Genomic DNA, 18,144 nt, shown 5'->3' on the forward strand with positions numbered 1-18,144 from the left:
TCAGACCGAGGCTTTCTCGGCCAGCACCATGTAGTTGACGTCCATGTCCTTCGAGCGCTGCCAGCGGTCGGCCAGTGGGTGATAGATGACGCCGGTGCGGTCGATCACCGTGAGACCGGCCGCGCCCAGCGCCTTTGCCAGCTCCTCCGGCCGCACCAGCTTGCCGAACTGATGCGTGCCGCGCGGCAGCCAGCGCAACACATATTCGGCGCCGATGATGGCAAGGCCAAGCGCTTTCAGCGTGCGGTTGATGGTGGCGACGAACATGATGCCGCCTGGGCGGACCATCTGTCCGCATTTGGCGACGAACAGGTCGACATCGGCGACATGCTCGACCACTTCCATGTTCAGGATGACATCGAAGACCTCGCCGGCATCGGCTAGCGCCTCGGCCGTGGTGGCGCGGTAGTCGACGCTGACGCCGGCCTCCGCCGCATGCAGCTTCGCCACTTCGATGTTGGTCGCGGAAGCATCGGCACCGACCACTTCGGCGCCAAGCCTGGCCATCGGCTCGCACAGCAAACCGCCGCCGCAGCCGATATCGAGGAAGCGCAGGCCATCGAAAGGCCGTGCCGCGCGCGGATCGCGGCCGAAACGCGCCGCCACCTGGTCGCGGATATAGGCAAGCCGCACCGGGTTGAACTTGTGCAGCGGACGGAACTTGCCGTTCGGGTTCCACCATTCGGCTGCAAGGGCGGAGAAGCGCTCGACTTCTCCGGCATCGATGGTCGATCGGCGGGGCTCTGGCATAGGCGGGTCTCCTCGAACGCCAAGAAGTCGTGAACGCTAGCAAGTCGGGTCCTTGCCTGCGAAAGTCAAGGCAGGTTTTTCTCGGCTGCTGCCATGCCCCTTGCTGTCAGCACGTGGCAGCTTGATCGCACCGAGGTCGAAACGGATTGCCACATCGAACGAATGGAACGTCATGCTGGCCAAAAAGGAACGCGATCATGCGACCTCACTCGTCGATCCTCTGGCGCCGTCTCGACCTTGAAGGCCACGATGCCTGCCTGCTTTGTGCGACCCAGAGCGGTTGGCGGCTCAAGGGGCATGCCCTCTTCCTCCATGACGGCCAGCCCTGCAGCCTTGCCTATGCGGCGGATTGCGATGTCGGCTGGCGCACGCGTTTCGCAAGTGTCGACGGCTTTCTCGGCACGCAAACCTTGCGCTACGAGGTCGAACGGCTGGCCGACGGCCGATGGGCGCTGAATGGCGCGGAGCAGGCGGAGGTTGCCGGGCTTGTCGATGTCGACCTCGGCTTCACGCCGGCAACGAACCTGCTGGCGATCCGCCGCTTCGACCTTGCCGTCGGCGCTGCGGCGCCTGCCCCGGCGGCCTATCTGGCCTTTCCGGAGCTAAGGCTTGAACGTCTGGACCAGACCTACCGTCGCCTCGACGACAGCCGCTACGCCTATGCCGCGCCGAAATTCGGCTACGACCAAGTGCTGGACGTCTCGCCGTCCGGCTTCATTGTCGACTATCCAGGCCTTTGGAAGGCCATCGCGTTGCATTGCGCATCCTCGACCGAATAAAGCGCGTCGCGCTGAAGCGGATTCAGGCGACGCGCTTTAAGGCTTTGTTTTCATGCATGTCGTTATCGCAAAACCGCTGCACACTTTTGCGCGACATGCATTAGATTTTCGACAGCGCGACCGCCGCGTGCCTCATGTCGACGCTGGCCGGGTCGATCGCCTGAACCGCCTCGCTGCCGCCGATCTCGGCCATGATGCGGTCCGCCGCCGCCCGGGCCTGTTCCAGGCTCTGCCAGCGCACGACGTCCACCCAGCTTCCATCCTCGCACCTGCCGAGCTGCCGGCTTAGAAAGCCCGGCTGCCGGGCAAGCCAATCCGTCATGATCCCATTGTTGGAGACAAAGCCGGCTTCGGTGCCGGGCTTCAGGCGGAAGGTGACAATTTCCAGGGTCTCGGACATGAGAATCTCCAACGGGCCGTTTCGGCAGTCTTGTGGCATGACCGGCGACAGGAATCCGTCAGGATGAGTTGTGCCGGGCCGGCTATAAGCGCGCTCGCTTGCGAAGCCTTGCTGTTTTGGCTAAGGAGGCCGCGCATTTCCGCGCTTGGTCACCCTGGCGTTTCCTCCCGTTCCGGCCTTGAGCCGGCTTGAGTCAAAGGCATTTCGCTTCCATGGCGCGTATCGTGATGAAATTCGGCGGAACCTCGGTCGCCGACATCGCCCGCATCCGCAATGTGGCGCGCCATGTCAAACGCGAGGTCGATGCCGGCCACGACGTCGCCGTGGTGGTCTCGGCCATGGCCGGCAAGACCAACGAGCTGGTCGCCTGGACCCGCGAGGCATCGCCCATGCACGACGCGCGCGAATATGACGCCGTGGTTGCTTCGGGCGAGCAGGTCACGGCCGGCCTGTTGGCGATCACGCTGCAGAACATGGGCATTCATGCACGATCCTGGCAGGGCTGGCAGATCCCGATCAAGACCGACAATGCCCATGGCGCGGCGCGCATCCTCGACATCGACGGCGCCTTCCTGATCAAGCGCTTCGGCGAGGGCCAAGTGGCGGTCATCGCCGGGTTCCAGGGCATCGGGCCGGACAACCGTATCGCGACGCTCGGCCGCGGCGGCTCCGACACCAGCGCCGTCGCGATCGCCGCGGCGGTCAAGGCCGACCGATGCGACATCTATACCGACGTCGACGGCGTCTACACGACCGACCCTCGCATCGAGCCGAAAGCCCGGCGCCTCGCCAAGATTTCGTTCGAGGAAATGCTCGAAATGGCTTCGCTCGGCGCCAAGGTGCTGCAGGTGCGCTCGGTCGAGCTTGCCATGGTACACAGGGTGCGTACCTTCGTGCGGTCGTCCTTCGACGATCCCGATGCGCCCGGAATGGGGGATTTGCTCAATCCGCCCGGAACGCTCATTTGCGACGAGGAAGAGATCGTGGAACAGCAGGTCGTCACCGGAATTGCCTACGCCAAGGACGAAGCGCAGATTTCGCTGCGCCGCGTCGGCGACCGTCCAGGCGTCGCCGCCGGCATCTTCGGCCCGCTGGCCGAGGCCAACATCAATGTCGACATGATCGTCCAGAACATTTCCGAGGACGGCAAGTTCACCGACATGACCTTCACCGTGCCATCCGGCGATGTCGACAAGGCGCTTGGCGTGCTGGAGAAGCTGAAGCCGGAAGTCGGCTACGACGTCGTGCAGTCGGAAGCCGGCATGTCGAAGGTCTCGGTCATCGGCATCGGTATGAGGAGCCACGCCGGCGTCGCCGCCACCGCCTTCAAGGCATTGGCAGACAAGGCGATCAACATCCGCGCCATCACCACTTCCGAGATCAAAATCTCGATACTGATCGACGGACCCTATACCGAACTGGCGGTTCGCACTTTGCATTCCGTCTACGGTCTGGATAAGCAATAGCAAGAACTGAGTCAGTTGTTGCGTGAACGCCGGCCGCGGGAGAAACTGCGGCGGGCGAAATGCCCATTGGAGAACAAGCCGCGATGCGTGATACGGCCAGTGGCCCGCGCGTTCTGCTCAAACGGCTTCGCGAGCTCATGCAAGAGCCGCTGGAGCCGCAGGAGCGGCTCGACCGCATCGTGCGCGACATCGCCTCCAACATGGTCGCCGAAGTCTGCTCGCTCTATGTGCTGCGCGCCGACTCGGTGCTCGAACTCTACGCCACCGAAGGTCTGAACCCGAACGCCGTCCACCTGGCGCAGCTCAGGCTCGGACAGGGCCTGGTCGGCACGATCGCCGCCAGCGCGCGGCCGCTCAATCTCTCCAACGCGCAGGAACATCCGGCCTTCGCCTACCTGCCGGAGACGGGCGAAGAGATCTACAATTCCTTCCTCGGCGTGCCGGTGCTGAGGGCAGGGCGCACGCTGGGCGTGCTGGTGGTGCAGAACAAGACCATGCGCCACTATCGCGACGACGAGGTCGAAGCGCTTGAAACAACGGCGATGGTGATCGCCGAGATGATCGCCACCGGCGATCTTGCCCGCCTCACCAAGCCGGGGCTCGAGCTCGACCTGCGCCGCCCGGCGAGCTTCACCGGCGTCTCCTTCAACGATGGAGTCGGTCTCGGCCATGTCGTGCTGCACGAGCCGCGCATCGTCGTCACCAACCTGTTCAACGAGGACAGCGAGGAGGAGGTGCGCCGGCTGCAGTCCTCGCTCGGCTCGCTGCGCCTCTCTATCGACGACATGCTGGAGCGGCGCGAGGTCGCCTTCGAGGGCGAGCACCGCGAGGTGCTCGAAGCCTACCGCATGTTCGCCAATGACAGCGGTTGGGTGCGTCGGCTGGAAGAGGCGATCCGCAACGGCCTGACGGCGGAAGCCGCGGTCGAAAAGGTGCAAAGCGACATGCGCGCGCGCATGCTGCACATGACCGATCCCTATCTGCGCGAGCGGATGAGCGATTTCGACGATCTCGCCAACCGGCTCTTGCGCCAGCTGATGGGGCGCGGGCCGGAGGATGTCGCGGCCGCGCTGCCCAAGGACGCCATCATCGTCGCCCGCTCGATGGGCGCGGCCGAACTGCTCGACTATCCGCGCGACAAGCTGCGCGGCCTGGTGCTCGAGGACGGCGCCGCCACCAGCCATGTCGTGATCGTCGCGCGCGCCATGGGCATTCCGGTCGCCGGACAGGTGAAGGGCGCCGTTTCCATGGCGGAAAACGGCGACGCCATCATCGTCGACGGCGAGGAAGGCACCATCCATCTCAGGCCGCAATCCGACCTGGAAGCCGCCTATGCCGAAAAGGTCCGGTTCCGGGCCCGACGGCAGGAAGTCTACCGCGAGCTGCGCAAGAAGCCGTCGCTGACCAGGGACGGGATTCCGGTCGATCTCCTGATGAATGCGGGCCTTGCCGTCGACCTGCCGCAGCTCACCGAGTCGGGCGCCGCCGGCATCGGCCTGTTCCGCACCGAGCTGCAGTTCATGGTTGCCTCGACCTTCCCGCGCGCCGAGGCGCAGGAGCGGCTCTATCGCGATGTGCTCGACGCGGCGCGCGGCAAACCGGTCACTTTCCGCACCATCGACATCGGTGGCGACAAGGTGCTGCCTTACTTCAAGGGTGCGATCCAGGAAGAGAATCCGGCGCTGGGCTGGCGGGCGATCCGGCTGACGCTCGATCGTCCCGGCCTGCTCAGGACGCAGATCCGGGCGCTGCTCAAAGCCAGCGGTGGCCGCGAGCTGAAGCTGATGCTGCCCATGGTCACCGAGCTGTCGGAAATCGCGCAGGCGCGCGAGATCATCGACCGCGAGGTCCGGCATTTGTCGCGCTTCGCGCACCACCTGCCCACCAGCCTCAAGCTCGGTGCGATGCTGGAAGTGCCCTCGCTCTTGTTCCAGCTCGACGAATTGATGAAGGCAGTGGATTTCGTCTCGGTCGGCTCCAACGACCTTTTCCAGTTCATCATGGCGGTCGACCGCGGCAATACACAGCTTGCCGACCGCTTCGACACGCTTTCGGCGCCGTTCCTGCGGGTGCTGAAGACGATCGCCGATGCCGGCGCCCGCAATCACACGCCGGTGACGCTTTGCGGCGAGCTGGCCGGCAAGCCGATCTCGGCGATGGCGCTGATCGGCCTCGGCTTCCGCTCGATCTCGATGTCGCCGGCCTCGATCGGCCCGGTCAAGGCGATGCTGACCGAACTTCCGCTGCAGGAGCTGCAGGCCTTCTTCAGGGACAATCTGATGGCGCCCGCCCAAGGGACGCCGATGCGGGCGCTGCTGCAGGCCTTTGCCGACGATCGTTCGATTCCGCTCTAGATTCACGTGAGGGGCGGTCTGCAAATGGCGATTTTCTGCGCTTCCGGCCTTCGCCGGCCGAGGCATTCATGAGTGGCGTGGCAGTTGAATTAAGGCTATGGCCGGCGCAGGCCGGTGCTCATGTACCTAAATGTACATTCCGCTCCGGTTTTCGAAACTCGCCATTTTCGATCCGCCCTGACGTGAATTTCATTGAAGTTCCAAGATCATGATCAACCTGCCCCGCGACCGTATGGATCAAGTCGTCAAGCGTTTTGACATGCTCGAAGCGCAGATGTCGGCCGGACCCGCCGCCGATCAATACGTCAAGATGGCCTCCGAATACGCCGACATCCAGGAGATGGTGGGCAAGATCCGGGCATTGCGCGCCGCCGAGCAGGAGCAGGCGGACCTCGAGGCGATGCTTGCCGATAAGGCGACCGATGCCGACATGCGCGCGCTGGCCGAGGCGGATCTGCCGGAAGTCGAGAGCCGCATCGAAGCGCTGCAGAAGGACATCCAGATCCTGCTTCTGCCCAAGGATGCGGCCGACGAGAGGAACGCCATCCTCGAAATCCGCGCCGGCACCGGCGGCGACGAGGCGGCCTTGTTCGCCGGCGATCTGTTCCGCATGTATGAGCGCTATGCCGCCTCGCGCGGCTGGCGCTTCGAGACGGTGTCGGCGAGCGACGGCGAGGTCGGCGGCTATAAGGAAATCATCGCCTCGGTGTCGGGCAAGGGCGTGTTCGCGCATCTGAAGTTCGAATCCGGCGTGCACCGCGTCCAGCGTGTGCCGGAAACCGAGGCCGGCGGGCGCATCCACACGTCGGCGGCGACGGTGGCGGTGCTGCCGGAGGCCGAGGAGGTCGATATCGAGATCCGGGCCGAGGATATCCGCATCGACACGATGCGGGCCTCGGGTTCGGGCGGCCAGCACGTCAACACCACCGATTCGGCGGTTCGCATCACCCATTTGCCGACCGGCATCATGGTGGTGCAGGCGGAGAAATCGCAGCACCAGAACCGGGCGCGCGCCATGCAGATCCTGCGCGCGCGGCTCTACGACCTGGAGCGCAGCCGGGCCGACGAGGAACGCTCGGAGTCGCGCAAATCGCAGGTCGGCTCGGGCGACCGGTCGGAGCGCATCCGCACCTATAATTTCCCGCAAGGGCGCGTCACCGATCATCGCATCAACCTTACGCTCTACAAGCTCGACCGGGTGATGATGGGCGAGCTCGATGAGGTGGTCGACGCGCTGATCGCCGACCATCAGTCGAAGCTGCTTGCCGATATGAGCCTCGATGGCTGACCAACTGCCCGCGGCGCTCGGGCCGCTGCTCAGGGCGGCGCGCGAGCGCCTGGCCGCCACCGGCATTGCCGATCCGGCGCTCGATTCCCGGCTGATCGTTGAGCATTTCTCCGGCACGACCCGCACCCAGGCCATTGCCGAACCGGAGCAAAAGGTGGGTTCGGCGGCGCTTTCGGCCATCGAAGCGGCCCTGAGGCGTCGCGTCGCAGGCGAGCCGGTACACCGTATCCTCGGCTACCGCGAATTCTACGGCTTGCGCCTGTCGCTTTCGCCGGAGACGCTGGAGCCGCGGCCGGACACCGAGACGCTGGTCGACGCCGTCCTGCCCTTCGCCCGGGCAACGGCCGAAAGGCTCCGGGAATGCCGTATTCTCGATCTCGGCACGGGCACCGGCGCCATCGCGCTGGCCTTGCTCGACGCCGTTCCGGCCGCGACTGCGACGGGCGTCGATATTTCGCCCGATGCATTGGCGACCGCGGCCGGAAACGCCCGGGACCTGGGGTTCGGCGAGCGCTTCAAAACCTTGCATTCCAACTGGTTCGAAAAAGTTTTGGGCCGTTACCATGTAATTGCCTCGAACCCTCCCTATATACCCAGTGGAGACATTGGAAATCTGCAGGACGAAGTCCGCGATTTCGACCCGTACTTGGCCCTTGATGGCGGTGCGGATGGTTTGGACCCGTACAGGGTCATCGCCGCCGGGGCGGCGGCATTTCTTGAAGCGCAAGGCAAGGTAGCGGTCGAGATCGGCTACACGCAGAAAAACGAGGTCAGCGGAATATTCGCGGCAGCCGGCTATGTGTTAACCGGGACATATCGCGACCTCGGCGGCAATGACAGAGTTCTCGTGTTCGAGCGTTGAAAGCCCTGATGCAGTGCGAAAAAACCGCTTGGCAATACCGGGGAATGCAGCTAGGGTCCGCCTCAACCGGATGAGACGAAGCAGGCAGTGCTCCCAGCGATTCGGTTTTCCTTGGAAATAGCTGCCTTCTTGCGCAAACGACGCCCAAGCTTCGTGCGGGAATCATTCGGCAAGTGATGTAACCGGAACAGGATGGCACGTGGCGCCAACGCAATTGATGCGGGCGAACGCCGGTGAAGAAACGAAACGGCTGGCTGCATGAGCGCCTCCGTTCGTGAAGAGTTTTTCGAAAATTCACTATGAAGAGAGTCTAATGAGGCCACAACAGCAGAACAGGCGCATGCGCGGTCGCAATAACAATGGCGGCGGTGGCAACAACAACAACAACAACAACCGCAAGGGGCCGAACCCCCTGACCCGCACTTACGAGAGCAACGGTCCGGACGTGAAGATCCGCGGATCGGCTCAGCAGATCGCCGAGAAATACGCCACACTCGCCCGTGACGCGCAAAGCTCCGGCGACAGGGTAATGGCGGAGAACTATCTCCAGCACGCCGAGCACTACAATCGCATCATTGCCGCCGCGCAGGCGCAGATGCCGATCCAGAATGTCCAGCAGAACCGCGACGACTTCGATGACGATCTCGACGAGGATCGCGAAGAGTTCGACAATAACGGCGGCAATGGCGCCGAGGCGCCGGCCGCGGCGAACGGCTCCGGCCCGCAGCCGGTGATCGAAGGCACGCCGGCGGAACTCGCCTACAACCAGGACGGCGGCCGCGACAACAACAATCGCCGCGACAACAACAACCAGCGCGACCGGAATCGCGACCGCCGCAACGGCGGCTACGGCCAGCGCGGTGAAAACGGCCAGCGCGGCGAGCAGGGCGGCCAGCAGTTCGACCAGAACCGCCGCAGTGAGGCGCAGCCCGAGGCAGCTGGCGAGGCTGGTTCACAGGCCGAGCAGGCGCCGCAGCTCGACAGCTTTTCGCCGGCGGCTCTTGCCGCCCAGGCCGAGCTCAACGAAGCCGCCATGGACAATGGCGGCGGTCGTCGCCCGCGTCGCCCGCGCCGCCCGCGCGGCAGCTACGCCGACCAGGCGAGCAATGGCGAGCAGGGCGGTCAGCCGGAAGGTTCGAGCGCCGAAAATTCAAGCGAAGCGCATAGCGCCATGAACAATGGCGATGAGGCCAGCGCCAAGCCTGCCGACGAGGCAAAGCCGGCGAGCGAGCCTGTCGCCGGCGAGCCGGCGGCGGCCGCCAGCGAAGCTTCCGGCGAGCCCGTTGCCGCCGACGCGAACAACTGATCCAGAGGCCATTTCGAGCATTGGAAACGGCGGAGAGCACTCTCCGCCGTTTTTGTTTTTGCGGGCGGTGGGAATAACATGGAGATAGAGCACTTCACCGTTTCACGAAAACGGCGAACTGCTCTCTTTTTTGTTTTACGCAATTCCGAACGGAAAACCGCATCACACTTTTCCTGGAATTGCGTTAGCCAGACGTCTTGAGAGCCTGCCGCGCGCGCACCATATCTCGCCAGGAAACAGGGTTCGGCTCTTATGGGCGGGCCCGTCACCGCAATCTGATCCGGTGCCGCAAAGCGGGCCGGTGATGGAAGGAGACAGAGAATGAATCTTGAGAAATACTCGGAGCGCGTGCGCGGCTTTATCCAGTCCGCGCAGACCATGGCGCTCTCGCGCAACCACCAGCAATTCACGCCCGAACATATGCTGAAGGTGCTCGTCGACGATGACGAGGGCCTTGCCGCATCCCTGATCGAGCGCGCCGGCGGCAATGTCCGCGACGTCAAGCTCGGCGTCGAGGCGGCGCTCGAAGCCATGCCCAAGGTCGAGGGCGGCAATGGCCAGCTCTACCTGGCCCAGCCTCTTGCCAAGGTGTTTTCGACCGCCGAGGACCTCGCCAAGAGGGCTGGCGACAGCTTCGTCACCGTCGAGCGGCTGCTGCAAGCGCTGGTCATTGAGAAGTCGGCCAAGACCGCCGACATCCTGTCCAAGGCGGGCGTCACCGCGCAGGCGCTCAACCAGGTCATCAACGATATCCGCAAGGGCCGCACAGCAGACTCGGCCAGCGCCGAGCAGAGCTATGACGCGCTGAAGAAATACGCGCGCGACCTCACCGCCGACGCCCGTGCCGGCAAGCTCGATCCGGTCATCGGCCGAGACGACGAGATCCGCCGCACCATCCAGGTGCTGTCACGGCGCACCAAGAACAACCCCGTGCTGATCGGCGAGCCGGGCGTCGGCAAGACCGCCATCGCCGAGGGCCTGGCGTTGCGCATCGTCAATGGCGACGTACCGGAATCGCTGAAGGACAAGCAGTTGATGGCGCTCGACATGGGCGCGCTGATTGCAGGCGCCAAATATCGCGGCGAGTTCGAGGAGCGGCTGAAGGCCGTGCTCAACGAGGTCACCTCGGCCAACGGCAACATCATCCTGTTCATCGACGAGATGCACACGCTGGTCGGCGCCGGCAAGGCGGACGGCGCGATGGACGCGTCGAACCTGTTGAAGCCCGCGCTGGCGCGCGGCGAACTGCACTGCGTCGGCGCGACCACGCTCGACGAATACCGCAAGCATGTCGAAAAGGATGCCGCGCTTGCCCGCCGTTTCCAGCCCGTCTTCGTCGACGAGCCGACGGTGGAAGACACGGTTTCGATCCTGCGCGGCCTGAAGGAGAAGTACGAGCAGCACCACAAGGTGCGCATCTCCGATTCCGCGCTTGTGTCGGCGGCTACGCTTTCCAACCGCTACATCGCCGACCGCTTCCTGCCGGACAAGGCGATCGATCTGGTCGACGAGGCGGCGTCCAGGCTGCGCATGCAGGTCGATTCCAAGCCCGAGGCGCTGGACGAGATCGACCGCCGCATCATGCAGCTCAAGATCGAGCGCGAGGCGCTGAAGGTCGAGAAGGACGAGGCTTCAAAGGACCGGCTTGCCCGGCTGGAGAAGGAACTCGCAGACCTTGAGGAAGAATCGAGCGAGCTGACCACGAAGTGGCAGGCCGAGAAGCAGAAGCTTGGCCTTGCCGCCGACCTGAAGAAGCAGCTCGACGAGACGCGCAATGAACTGGCGATCGCGCAGCGCAAGGGCGAGTTCCAGCGCGCCGGCGAGCTTGCCTATGGCAAGATCCCGGAGCTCGAGAAGAAGCTCAAGGAAGCCGAGGCGCAGGACGGCAAGACTGGCATGGTGGAAGAGGTGGTCACGCCTGACCATGTCGCGCATGTCGTGTCGCGCTGGACCGGCATTCCGGTCGACAAGATGCTGGAAGGGCAGCGCGAGAAGCTCTTGCGCATGGAAGACGAGATCGGCAAGCGCGTCGTCGGCCAGGGCGAAGCCGTGCAGGCGGTGTCCAAGGCCGTGCGCCGCGCCCGCGCCGGGCTGCAGGATCCGAACCGGCCGATCGGCTCGTTCATGTTCCTCGGACCGACCGGCGTCGGCAAGACCGAGCTCACCAAGGCGCTGGCCAGCTTCCTGTTCGACGACGAGACGGCGCTGGTGCGCATCGACATGTCGGAGTTCATGGAAAAGCACTCCGTCGCCCGGCTGATCGGCGCGCCTCCCGGCTATGTCGGCTACGAGGAAGGCGGCGCGCTGACCGAAGCGGTGCGGCGCCGGCCGTACCAGGTCGTGCTTTTCGACGAGATCGAGAAGGCGCACCCGGACGTGTTCAACGTGCTGCTGCAGGTGCTCGACGACGGAAGGCTGACCGATGGCCAGGGCCGCACGGTCGACTTCCGCAACACGCTGATCATCATGACGTCCAACCTCGGCGCCGAATATCTGGTCAATCTCAGCGACGACCAGGATGTCGATGCCGTGCGCGACGAGGTGATGGCCGTGGTGAAGGCTTCGTTCCGGCCGGAGTTCCTCAACCGCGTCGACGAGGTGATCCTGTTCCACCGGCTGCGCCGGCAGGACATGGATCGCATCGTCGAGATCCAGCTCAAGCGGCTGGAGAACCTGCTCGTCGACCGCAAGATCGTGCTGTCGATCGATCACGACGCGATCGAGTGGCTGGCCTCGAAGGGCTACGATCCGGCATATGGCGCCAGGCCGCTGAAGCGGGTGATGCAGAAGGAACTGCAGGATCCGCTGGCGGAGAAGATCCTGCTCGGCGAGATCCTCGACGGTTCGACCGTCAAGGTCACCGCGGGTTCCGACCGGTTGAACTTCCGCTCGAAGCCGACGGTGGTGGCGACGGAAGCCGCCGCCTGACCCCGGGGAAGTTGAAACGAAAGGGCGCGTCGCATCGGACTGGTGCGGCGCGCTTTGTTATTCCCGGCGGCTGCGCATAATCGGCTGCCGATTCGAATGGCTGGGAAGAACTCGATGAAGCTTGACGACTATAACGGCTTCTGCGCCTCGCTGCCCGCTACGACGCATGTGGTCCAGTGGGGCGGGGCCCATGTCTGGAAGGTCGGCGGCAAGGTGTTTGCCATTGGCGGCTGGAACGAGGGCGGCCAGCTTTTCGTCACCTTCAAATGTTCCGAGATGGCCTATGACGTGCTGAAGGATCAGCCGGGCTGCCGGCCTGCGCCTTATCTTGCCTCGCGCGGCATGAAATGGATCCAGCGTCAGACGAGCCAAAGCATGGACGATGCGGCGCTCGAGGACTATCTGCGCGAGAGCCATCGCTTGGTCGTCCTCAAGCTGACCAGACAGGAACGTAACGAATTGGGGTTGCCAAAGGCTAAAGCGCGTCGCGCTGAAGCGGATTCAGGCGACGCGCTTTTAAGGCTTTGTTTTCATGCATGTCGTTATCGCAAAACCGCTGCACACTTTTGCGCGACATGCATAGTTGATATTCCTCAAGATAGCGGAAAACCGCCATCTTCATGCCCGGTTCATGTTGGAACCTTAACTTGGGTAACTGGTTTGCTGGCGAAGGGTTCGCCCGCCAGAAACCCAGTCGACCGGAGAGCTTGACCCTCATGCTGCGCTTGATCTTTTCCCTTTCGGCACTCGCGGCCGGGCTGGTGTCTTCCGGTGCGTTCGCCACGCCGAGCGTGGAAGGCGCGCAGAGCGCGCGCCCGACCGAGCGCGGCGCGCTGATGCTGGCTCAGGAAGGCAATATCGACATCTACTACGACGCCAGGGGGAACCGCGTTCTGGTCGATGCCGACACCGGCAAGGTCATCGCCATCCAGCCGCCTGGGAGCAGGACCGACCGCCGCGCGCTTCGCCGGCAGATGCGCATGCAGGAACTCGGCCGCGCGCCGGCCGAGGACGACGACCGCTATTATCTCGACAATCCCGAGGACATGGCCCGCTTCCGCCGCCGGCAGTTGGAGGAGAACGGCCGCGTCATCCCGCCGCCGGTCGATGAGTACGACCCCAACGACGACAATTCCGTCGATGCTTATCCGGCGGCGCCCAACAACGATGAAGGCTATGCGACCACCTATCCGGAGGCGCCGAAGTCCAACACCGTCAAGCGCCAGCCGCTGAACGAGGCGTCGATCGGCCCGGAACAGCCGGGCCAGGGCGAAGTGCTGCAAACCAATCCCGACGCCCAGCCGTCGCCGAACACCGGCGGCAAGGCTACCGTCGACCCATCGCTGTCGCTCGGGGTGCGCCAGGACGTCGCCGCGCTGCAGGTGCTGCTCGACCGCGGCGGCGCCTCGCCGGGCGTGATCGACGGGCGCTTCGGCTCGAATGTCGACAAGGCGCTGGCCGCCTACAACGAGATCAACGGCACCAGTTTGAAATCGACCGATGAAGTCGGCATCCAGGCGGCGCTTGCCCAGTCCGGCGGCGACGCCTTTGCCTCCTACACGATCACGCCGGAGGATGTGGCCGGCCACTATCTCGCCTCGATCCCCGAGGACTACAGCCAGAAGGCCAGGCTCGACTGCATGTGCTACACCTCGGTCACCGAGGCGCTGGCCGAGCGCTTCCACATGGACGAGACCTATCTGAAGTCGATCAACAAAGGGGTCGACTTCAATCGCCCCGGCACGATGATCAAGGTCGCCAATTTCGGCAAGCTGGTGTCGACGCCGGTGGCGCGCATCGTCGCCGACAAGAGCAAGAAGGAAGTCTACGCCTATGATGCGGGCGGCAAGTTGGTCGCGGCCTATCCGGCGACCATCGGCTCGGCCGACACGCCTTCGCCGACCGGCATTCACGCCGTCTCGCGCATCGCGCTCGATCCGAACTACACCTACAACCCGAACATCAATTTCAAGCAGGGCCAGAACGACAAGATTCTCACGATCCCGCCGGGGCCGAACGGTCCGGTCGGCTCGGTGTGGATCGCGCTCGACAAGCCGACCTACGGCATCCACGGCACGCCCGATCCCTCCAAGATCGGCAAGACCGAGAGCCATGGCTGCGTGCGCCTGACCAATTGGGATGCGCGAGAGCTTGCCAAGCTGGTGTCGCCGGGTGTCACGGTGGAGTTCGTCGGCGACCCTTCAGGCGACTATGTGGCGCAGCAGTGAGCCGCGCGGCGCGGCGGCATGGACATCATAGCAAAACTGCAGGAGCCTCTGTGATCACGAGACCTGCTCTCGCCGGTCTGCTTTTGATAGTCAGCCAATCCGCATATGCGCAGTCGGACGACGAGATGGCAGCATGCGTCGATCGCGCAAACGGCGCCACGGCTAGCCAGGCCGGCTTCGCCACGCGCGGACTTGCCAAGCCGGTGTCGCCGGGCGCCACGGTGGAGTTCGTCGGCGGCCTTTCAGCCGATTATGTGGCGCAGCAGTGAGCTGCGCGGCGCGGTGGCGTAAATTAGCTGCACCAGCAGGATGAAGACGATGCTGAGCAGCGGCGCGATCAGGCAAAGCGCTGCGCCGATCACCCAGAGGACCTGCGCCTTGACGATGCGATTGTAGACGGTGCGACGCGTTTGCGCATCGACGTCCTCGGCGATCATGCCGTTCCTGTCGGCATACCACCAGCTTGCGAACAGCGTGGCGCCCAGCATCAGCAGGTTCAGCCAATAGACCAGCACCGCGACCCTGAAATCCAGAAAATCGGCGAGAAGGTCGGTGGAGAAGGGCAGCAGCGCGACAAAGGCAAGGAAGCACAGGTTGAGTGTCGCGAGCCGTCGATCCGATTTCGCGATCAGGCCATGCTGTGCCTGCTGGCCGAACCAGAAGATGGTGAGCGTCAGGAAGCTCAGCGCATAGGTCAGGAACCGTGGCGCCAACGCCAGGATCGCGGCGAGCAATTCGCTTTCCGAATGCACCGCTTCATGCGCCGGCACCCTGATCTCCAGCACGATCAAGGTCAGCGCGATGGCGAAAACGCCGTCGGTTATGCCGACGATGCGTCCGCGCCCTTCCGCCGACGGTTCGAGCGGACGCTTCATGACTTCCCCCTCTCACGCACAATGCTGGAACCTAGCACGCGATCGGCGGTTTGCATCAGAATTGGCGCCCGCCTCGCCATGCGGCCAGGGCCCGGATGATTTCAGGTCGAGTCGACAACGGAAGACCGCTGCTCATTTTCCGGGGGATTGTCCCGACGCAATCTGGTTTCAAGAACAGCCATGCTCTGGCTTGTTGTTGCGGCCGCGACGGAGGACTAAGCAGAGCATCATGTCATCCGCGAACGAAACCACTTCCGATTCGCATTCGCCGGCGCGGGCGAACGGTACGTTCTGTCCGCAGACGCAGCGAAAATTCGTGCTGGTCGCGGCGATTCTCGCCTCGGCGCTCGGCTTCATCGACGGTTCGATCCTGGCGATCGCCATGCCGGCGTTGCGCGTGGATCTCGGCGCCAGCCTGGCGCAGGCGCAGTGGATTTCCAACGCCTATGCGTTGACGCTGTCGGCGCTCATCCTGGCCGGAGGCGCTGCCGGCGACCGGTTTGGCCTGCGGCGCGCCTTCATGACCGGGATCGCGCTGTTCGTCGCTGCCTCGCTCGCCTGCGCGATGGCGCCGGATCCGGCCATATTGATCGCCTTCCGAGCCATCCAGGGCATCGGCGCGGCGATCATGGTGCCGGGCAGCCTCGCCATTATCGCCAAAGCCTATCCGAAGAAGGAGCGCGGCCGGGCGATCGGCATCTGGGCCGCCGCATCGGCGCTGACCACGGCGCTCGGGCCGGTGCTCGGCGGTTTTGCGCTGTCGACTTTCGGCAATGGGATCTGGCGCGCGATCTTCGCCATCAACCTGCCGCTTGGGCTGATCTCGATCTATCTGCTTTTGGCCAAGGTGCCGGCCGACAAGCCGACCGAAAAACGCAGCCTCGATCTCGGGGGGGCGGCGCTGGCGACACTCGCTTTCGGCCTGCTCGCCTACGGGTTGACGGCGATGAATGCCGAAGGCGCCGGCTTGATGTCGGGTCCGGCGATCGTAGCCGGCGTGGTGCTGCTCTTTGTCTTCATCTTTTACGAGTTCAGGCGGCGCGACCCGATGATCGATCTCGGCCTGTTCCGAATCAGGGCCTTTGCCGGCGCCAATCTGGCGACATTCTTCCTTTACTTCGCGCTGTCGGCCAATCTGTTCTACCTGCCGATGCTTCTGATCGCCGGCTGGAGGCTGAGCGAGGCCGAGGTCGGCTTCATCTTCCTGCCGCTGTCGGCGTCGATCGCGCTTTTGTCCGGACCGGTCGGTCAGTGGTCGGATAGGATCGGTCCGCGTTTCCCCATCGCCAGCGGCAGCATGGTCGTGGCCATCGCCTTCGCCGGCCTGGCGTTGCTCACCCATTTCGGCATCCACGATTTCTGGATCGGGACCTTTCCGCTGATGGCGCTGATGGGACTTGGCATGGCGCAGGTCGTGTCGCCGCTGTCGACGGCGGTCATGACTTCGGTCGAGGACAAGGATACCGGGGCCGCGTCGGGTATCAACAACGCGGTCTCGCGCGTCGGCGGCCTGATCGCTGTGGCGGCCATGGGCTCGCTCGCGGCCTGGGTTTACGCGCGGGTGACCGGCAATGCTTCCGGGATACCCGGTTTCGGCGAGCCGCCCGCATCCGGGCTTGCCGCCAATCTCGATGCGGCGAGAGTTGCGGCAAGCGATTCGGCTTTTGCCGCGGTCGCGGCGATCACGGCGCTGCTTTGCGTGCTTTCTTCACTCACCGCCTGGTTCACGGTTCCCGGACAGGCATCGCCCTGGCCGCAAAAGAGAAACGATTCGCAAGATTAGTTCGGAAGCTGCGAATCAGCCTTGGCGCTGGCGACCTTCAGCGAGTTGCCGTCTTCCTGCTTCAGAAGATCGTCGATGCGCTCACGCTCGCGCTTGAAGGCCACGAGATCGTCGCCTTTCAGCACCTTGCCGACCGGCAGGCGCACACGCATGGGGTCGACCTTGGTGCCGTTGACGATCAGCTCGTAGTGAAGATGCGGGCCGGTGGCGAGACCGGTTTGGCCGAGGTAGCCGATCGTCTGGCCCTGGCGGACGCGCACGCCGGGCTCGATGCCGTTGGCGAAAGCGCTCTGGTGATTGTAGGAGGTCTCGTAGCCATTGGCGTGGCGGATGATGATCTGCTTGCCGTAGCCGCCGGCCCAGCCGACCTTCTCGACGACGCCGTTGCCGGCGGCGATGATCGGCGTGCCGATCGGCGCCGCCCAGTCGACGCCGGTATGCATGCGCACATAGCCCAGAATCGGGTGCCGGCGCGCGCCGAAGCCGGAACGGAATTTGCCGGCGGGCAGTGGATTGCGCAGCAGGAACTGCTCGGCGCTCGAACCATTTTCGTCGAAATAGTCGGTGCCGCCGTCCTGCATCTGAAAGCGGTAGAAATTGCGCGTCTGGCCGCCGAAGGTCGCCGATACATAAAGAAGCTCGGAATCGTCGGAGGTCTGGTCGTCGCCATCAGGCTGCGAGAACAGGACTTCGAGGCGGTCGGCCGGTGAAATCCGCGACTGGAAATCGACGTCGGAGGCGAGAAGCTTAATCAGCTTCTGCGTCATCGCTTTCGACATGCCGTAGGAATAAGCGGCGCGGTAGATGCCGTCATAGACATTGGGCAGGTTGCCGCGCACCACGATGGGCTGCGAATCGTCGAACGCCGTCAAAAGCTCGGGATTTGCCTCCGGCTCCTGCGCCGGCACATACTGGCCACGGTCGTCGAGCGCTATGGTGACGATGTGCGTGGTCTTGTCGTAGACGCTGGTGCGCACGACCTTGGCGATGTCGCCGCGCACCTCGAGGCCGACGCGCAGCACCGTTCCGGCCTTGAGCGCCGGGGCGTTCAACAGCTTGCTGATCGCTTCCGCCATGCCGGTGGCGTCGTCGCCGGTGTAGCCCGAATCGGCATAGGCCTCGGCG

14 protein-coding genes and 1 pseudogene (1 of these 15 only partly in view) are annotated in these 18,144 nt (G+C 64.2%); 11 read left to right on the forward strand and 4 right to left on the reverse strand.

Annotated elements, in window-relative coordinates; all coding sequences use genetic code 11:
- Positions 1 to 750: a bifunctional 2-polyprenyl-6-hydroxyphenol methylase/3-demethylubiquinol 3-O-methyltransferase UbiG gene (ubiG, locus tag FJW10_RS17215; protein WP_140645249.1), complete on the reverse strand. Its 750-nt coding sequence runs from the start codon at positions 748 to 750 to the stop codon at positions 1 to 3.
- Positions 751 to 947: 197 nt separating this feature from the next.
- Between ubiG and FJW10_RS17220 the strand changes: the two genes are divergently transcribed.
- Positions 948 to 1,529 carry a putative glycolipid-binding domain-containing protein gene (locus FJW10_RS17220; RefSeq protein WP_140900997.1) on the forward strand — a complete coding sequence of 194 codons (582 nt, stop codon included), beginning with the start codon at positions 948 to 950 and terminating at the stop codon, positions 1,527 to 1,529.
- 100 nt (positions 1,530 to 1,629) lie between these two features.
- Here FJW10_RS17220 and FJW10_RS17225 read toward each other — a convergent pair whose 3' ends face one another.
- Complete coding sequence (locus tag FJW10_RS17225) at positions 1,630 to 1,929, reverse strand: hypothetical protein (RefSeq protein ID WP_140900998.1); 300 nt, start codon at positions 1,927 to 1,929, stop codon at positions 1,630 to 1,632.
- Between the two features lie 212 nt (positions 1,930 to 2,141).
- Here FJW10_RS17225 and FJW10_RS17230 point away from each other — a divergent pair, with 212 nt between their 5' ends.
- The 9 genes and pseudogenes from FJW10_RS17230 (at position 2,142) to FJW10_RS17270 (ending at position 14,630) form a co-directional block, all read left to right on the forward strand.
- Positions 2,142 to 3,395, forward strand: coding sequence for an aspartate kinase (locus FJW10_RS17230; RefSeq protein ID WP_140900999.1), 1,254 nt, complete (start codon positions 2,142 to 2,144; stop codon positions 3,393 to 3,395).
- Between the two features lie 83 nt (positions 3,396 to 3,478).
- The gene (gene ptsP / locus FJW10_RS17235) at positions 3,479 to 5,749 is read left to right on the forward strand and encodes a phosphoenolpyruvate--protein phosphotransferase (RefSeq protein ID WP_140836203.1); all 2,271 of its coding nucleotides are present in this window, start codon (positions 3,479 to 3,481) and stop codon (positions 5,747 to 5,749) included.
- Between the two features lie 208 nt (positions 5,750 to 5,957).
- Positions 5,958 to 7,037 (forward strand): peptide chain release factor 1, encoded by a 1,080-nt coding sequence (gene prfA, locus FJW10_RS17240; protein ID WP_140836202.1) that lies wholly within the window; start codon positions 5,958 to 5,960, stop codon positions 7,035 to 7,037.
- Positions 7,030 to 7,899 (forward strand): peptide chain release factor N(5)-glutamine methyltransferase, encoded by an 870-nt coding sequence (prmC, locus tag FJW10_RS17245; RefSeq protein ID WP_140901000.1) that lies wholly within the window; start codon positions 7,030 to 7,032, stop codon positions 7,897 to 7,899. Before prfA ends, prmC begins: the two co-directional genes overlap by 8 nt.
- Before the next feature lie 340 nt (positions 7,900 to 8,239).
- On the forward strand, positions 8,240 to 9,205 hold the full coding sequence (locus FJW10_RS17250) for a DUF4167 domain-containing protein (protein WP_246674285.1): 966 nt from the start codon (positions 8,240 to 8,242) through the stop codon (positions 9,203 to 9,205).
- A 321-nt stretch (positions 9,206 to 9,526) separates the two neighbouring features.
- Positions 9,527 to 12,133: an ATP-dependent chaperone ClpB gene (gene clpB / locus FJW10_RS17255; protein ID WP_140901002.1), complete on the forward strand. Its 2,607-nt coding sequence runs from the start codon at positions 9,527 to 9,529 to the stop codon at positions 12,131 to 12,133.
- 114 nt (positions 12,134 to 12,247) lie between these two features.
- A pseudogene (locus FJW10_RS17260) lies at positions 12,248 to 12,604 on the forward strand (MmcQ/YjbR family DNA-binding protein); the annotation flags it as partial.
- Between the two features lie 245 nt (positions 12,605 to 12,849).
- Positions 12,850 to 14,361, forward strand: coding sequence for a L,D-transpeptidase family protein (locus FJW10_RS17265; RefSeq protein ID WP_140836198.1), 1,512 nt, complete (start codon positions 12,850 to 12,852; stop codon positions 14,359 to 14,361).
- A gap of 125 nt (positions 14,362 to 14,486) precedes the next feature.
- Positions 14,487 to 14,630 (forward strand): hypothetical protein, encoded by a 144-nt coding sequence (locus FJW10_RS17270; RefSeq protein WP_181177559.1) that lies wholly within the window; start codon positions 14,487 to 14,489, stop codon positions 14,628 to 14,630.
- Here the strand turns inward: FJW10_RS17270 and FJW10_RS17275 are convergent.
- The gene (locus FJW10_RS17275; RefSeq protein ID WP_140901004.1) at positions 14,604 to 15,236 is read right to left on the reverse strand and encodes a TMEM175 family protein; all 633 of its coding nucleotides are present in this window, start codon (positions 15,234 to 15,236) and stop codon (positions 14,604 to 14,606) included. The genes FJW10_RS17270 and FJW10_RS17275 overlap by 27 nt on opposite strands.
- Before the next feature lie 229 nt (positions 15,237 to 15,465).
- Between FJW10_RS17275 and FJW10_RS17280 the strand changes: the two genes are divergently transcribed.
- A complete protein-coding gene (locus FJW10_RS17280) occupies positions 15,466 to 17,019 on the forward strand; it encodes an MFS transporter (RefSeq protein ID WP_140901005.1) in 1,554 nt (517 codons plus the stop codon).
- Here the strand turns inward: FJW10_RS17280 and FJW10_RS17285 are convergent.
- On the reverse strand, positions 17,016 to 18,144 hold the 3' portion of the coding sequence (locus FJW10_RS17285; protein WP_140866369.1) for a M23 family metallopeptidase. 851 nt of this gene lie beyond the right edge of the window; 1,129 of the gene's 1,980 nt are visible here — the last part of the coding sequence; its start codon lies beyond the right edge, outside the window — the gene reads right to left on this strand; it ends in the stop codon at positions 17,016 to 17,018. The two genes, FJW10_RS17280 and FJW10_RS17285, sit on opposite strands and share 4 nt — an antisense overlap.

This window comes from Mesorhizobium sp. B4-1-1 (assembly GCF_006439375.1).
Classification (GTDB): Bacteria; Pseudomonadota; Alphaproteobacteria; order Rhizobiales; family Rhizobiaceae; genus Mesorhizobium.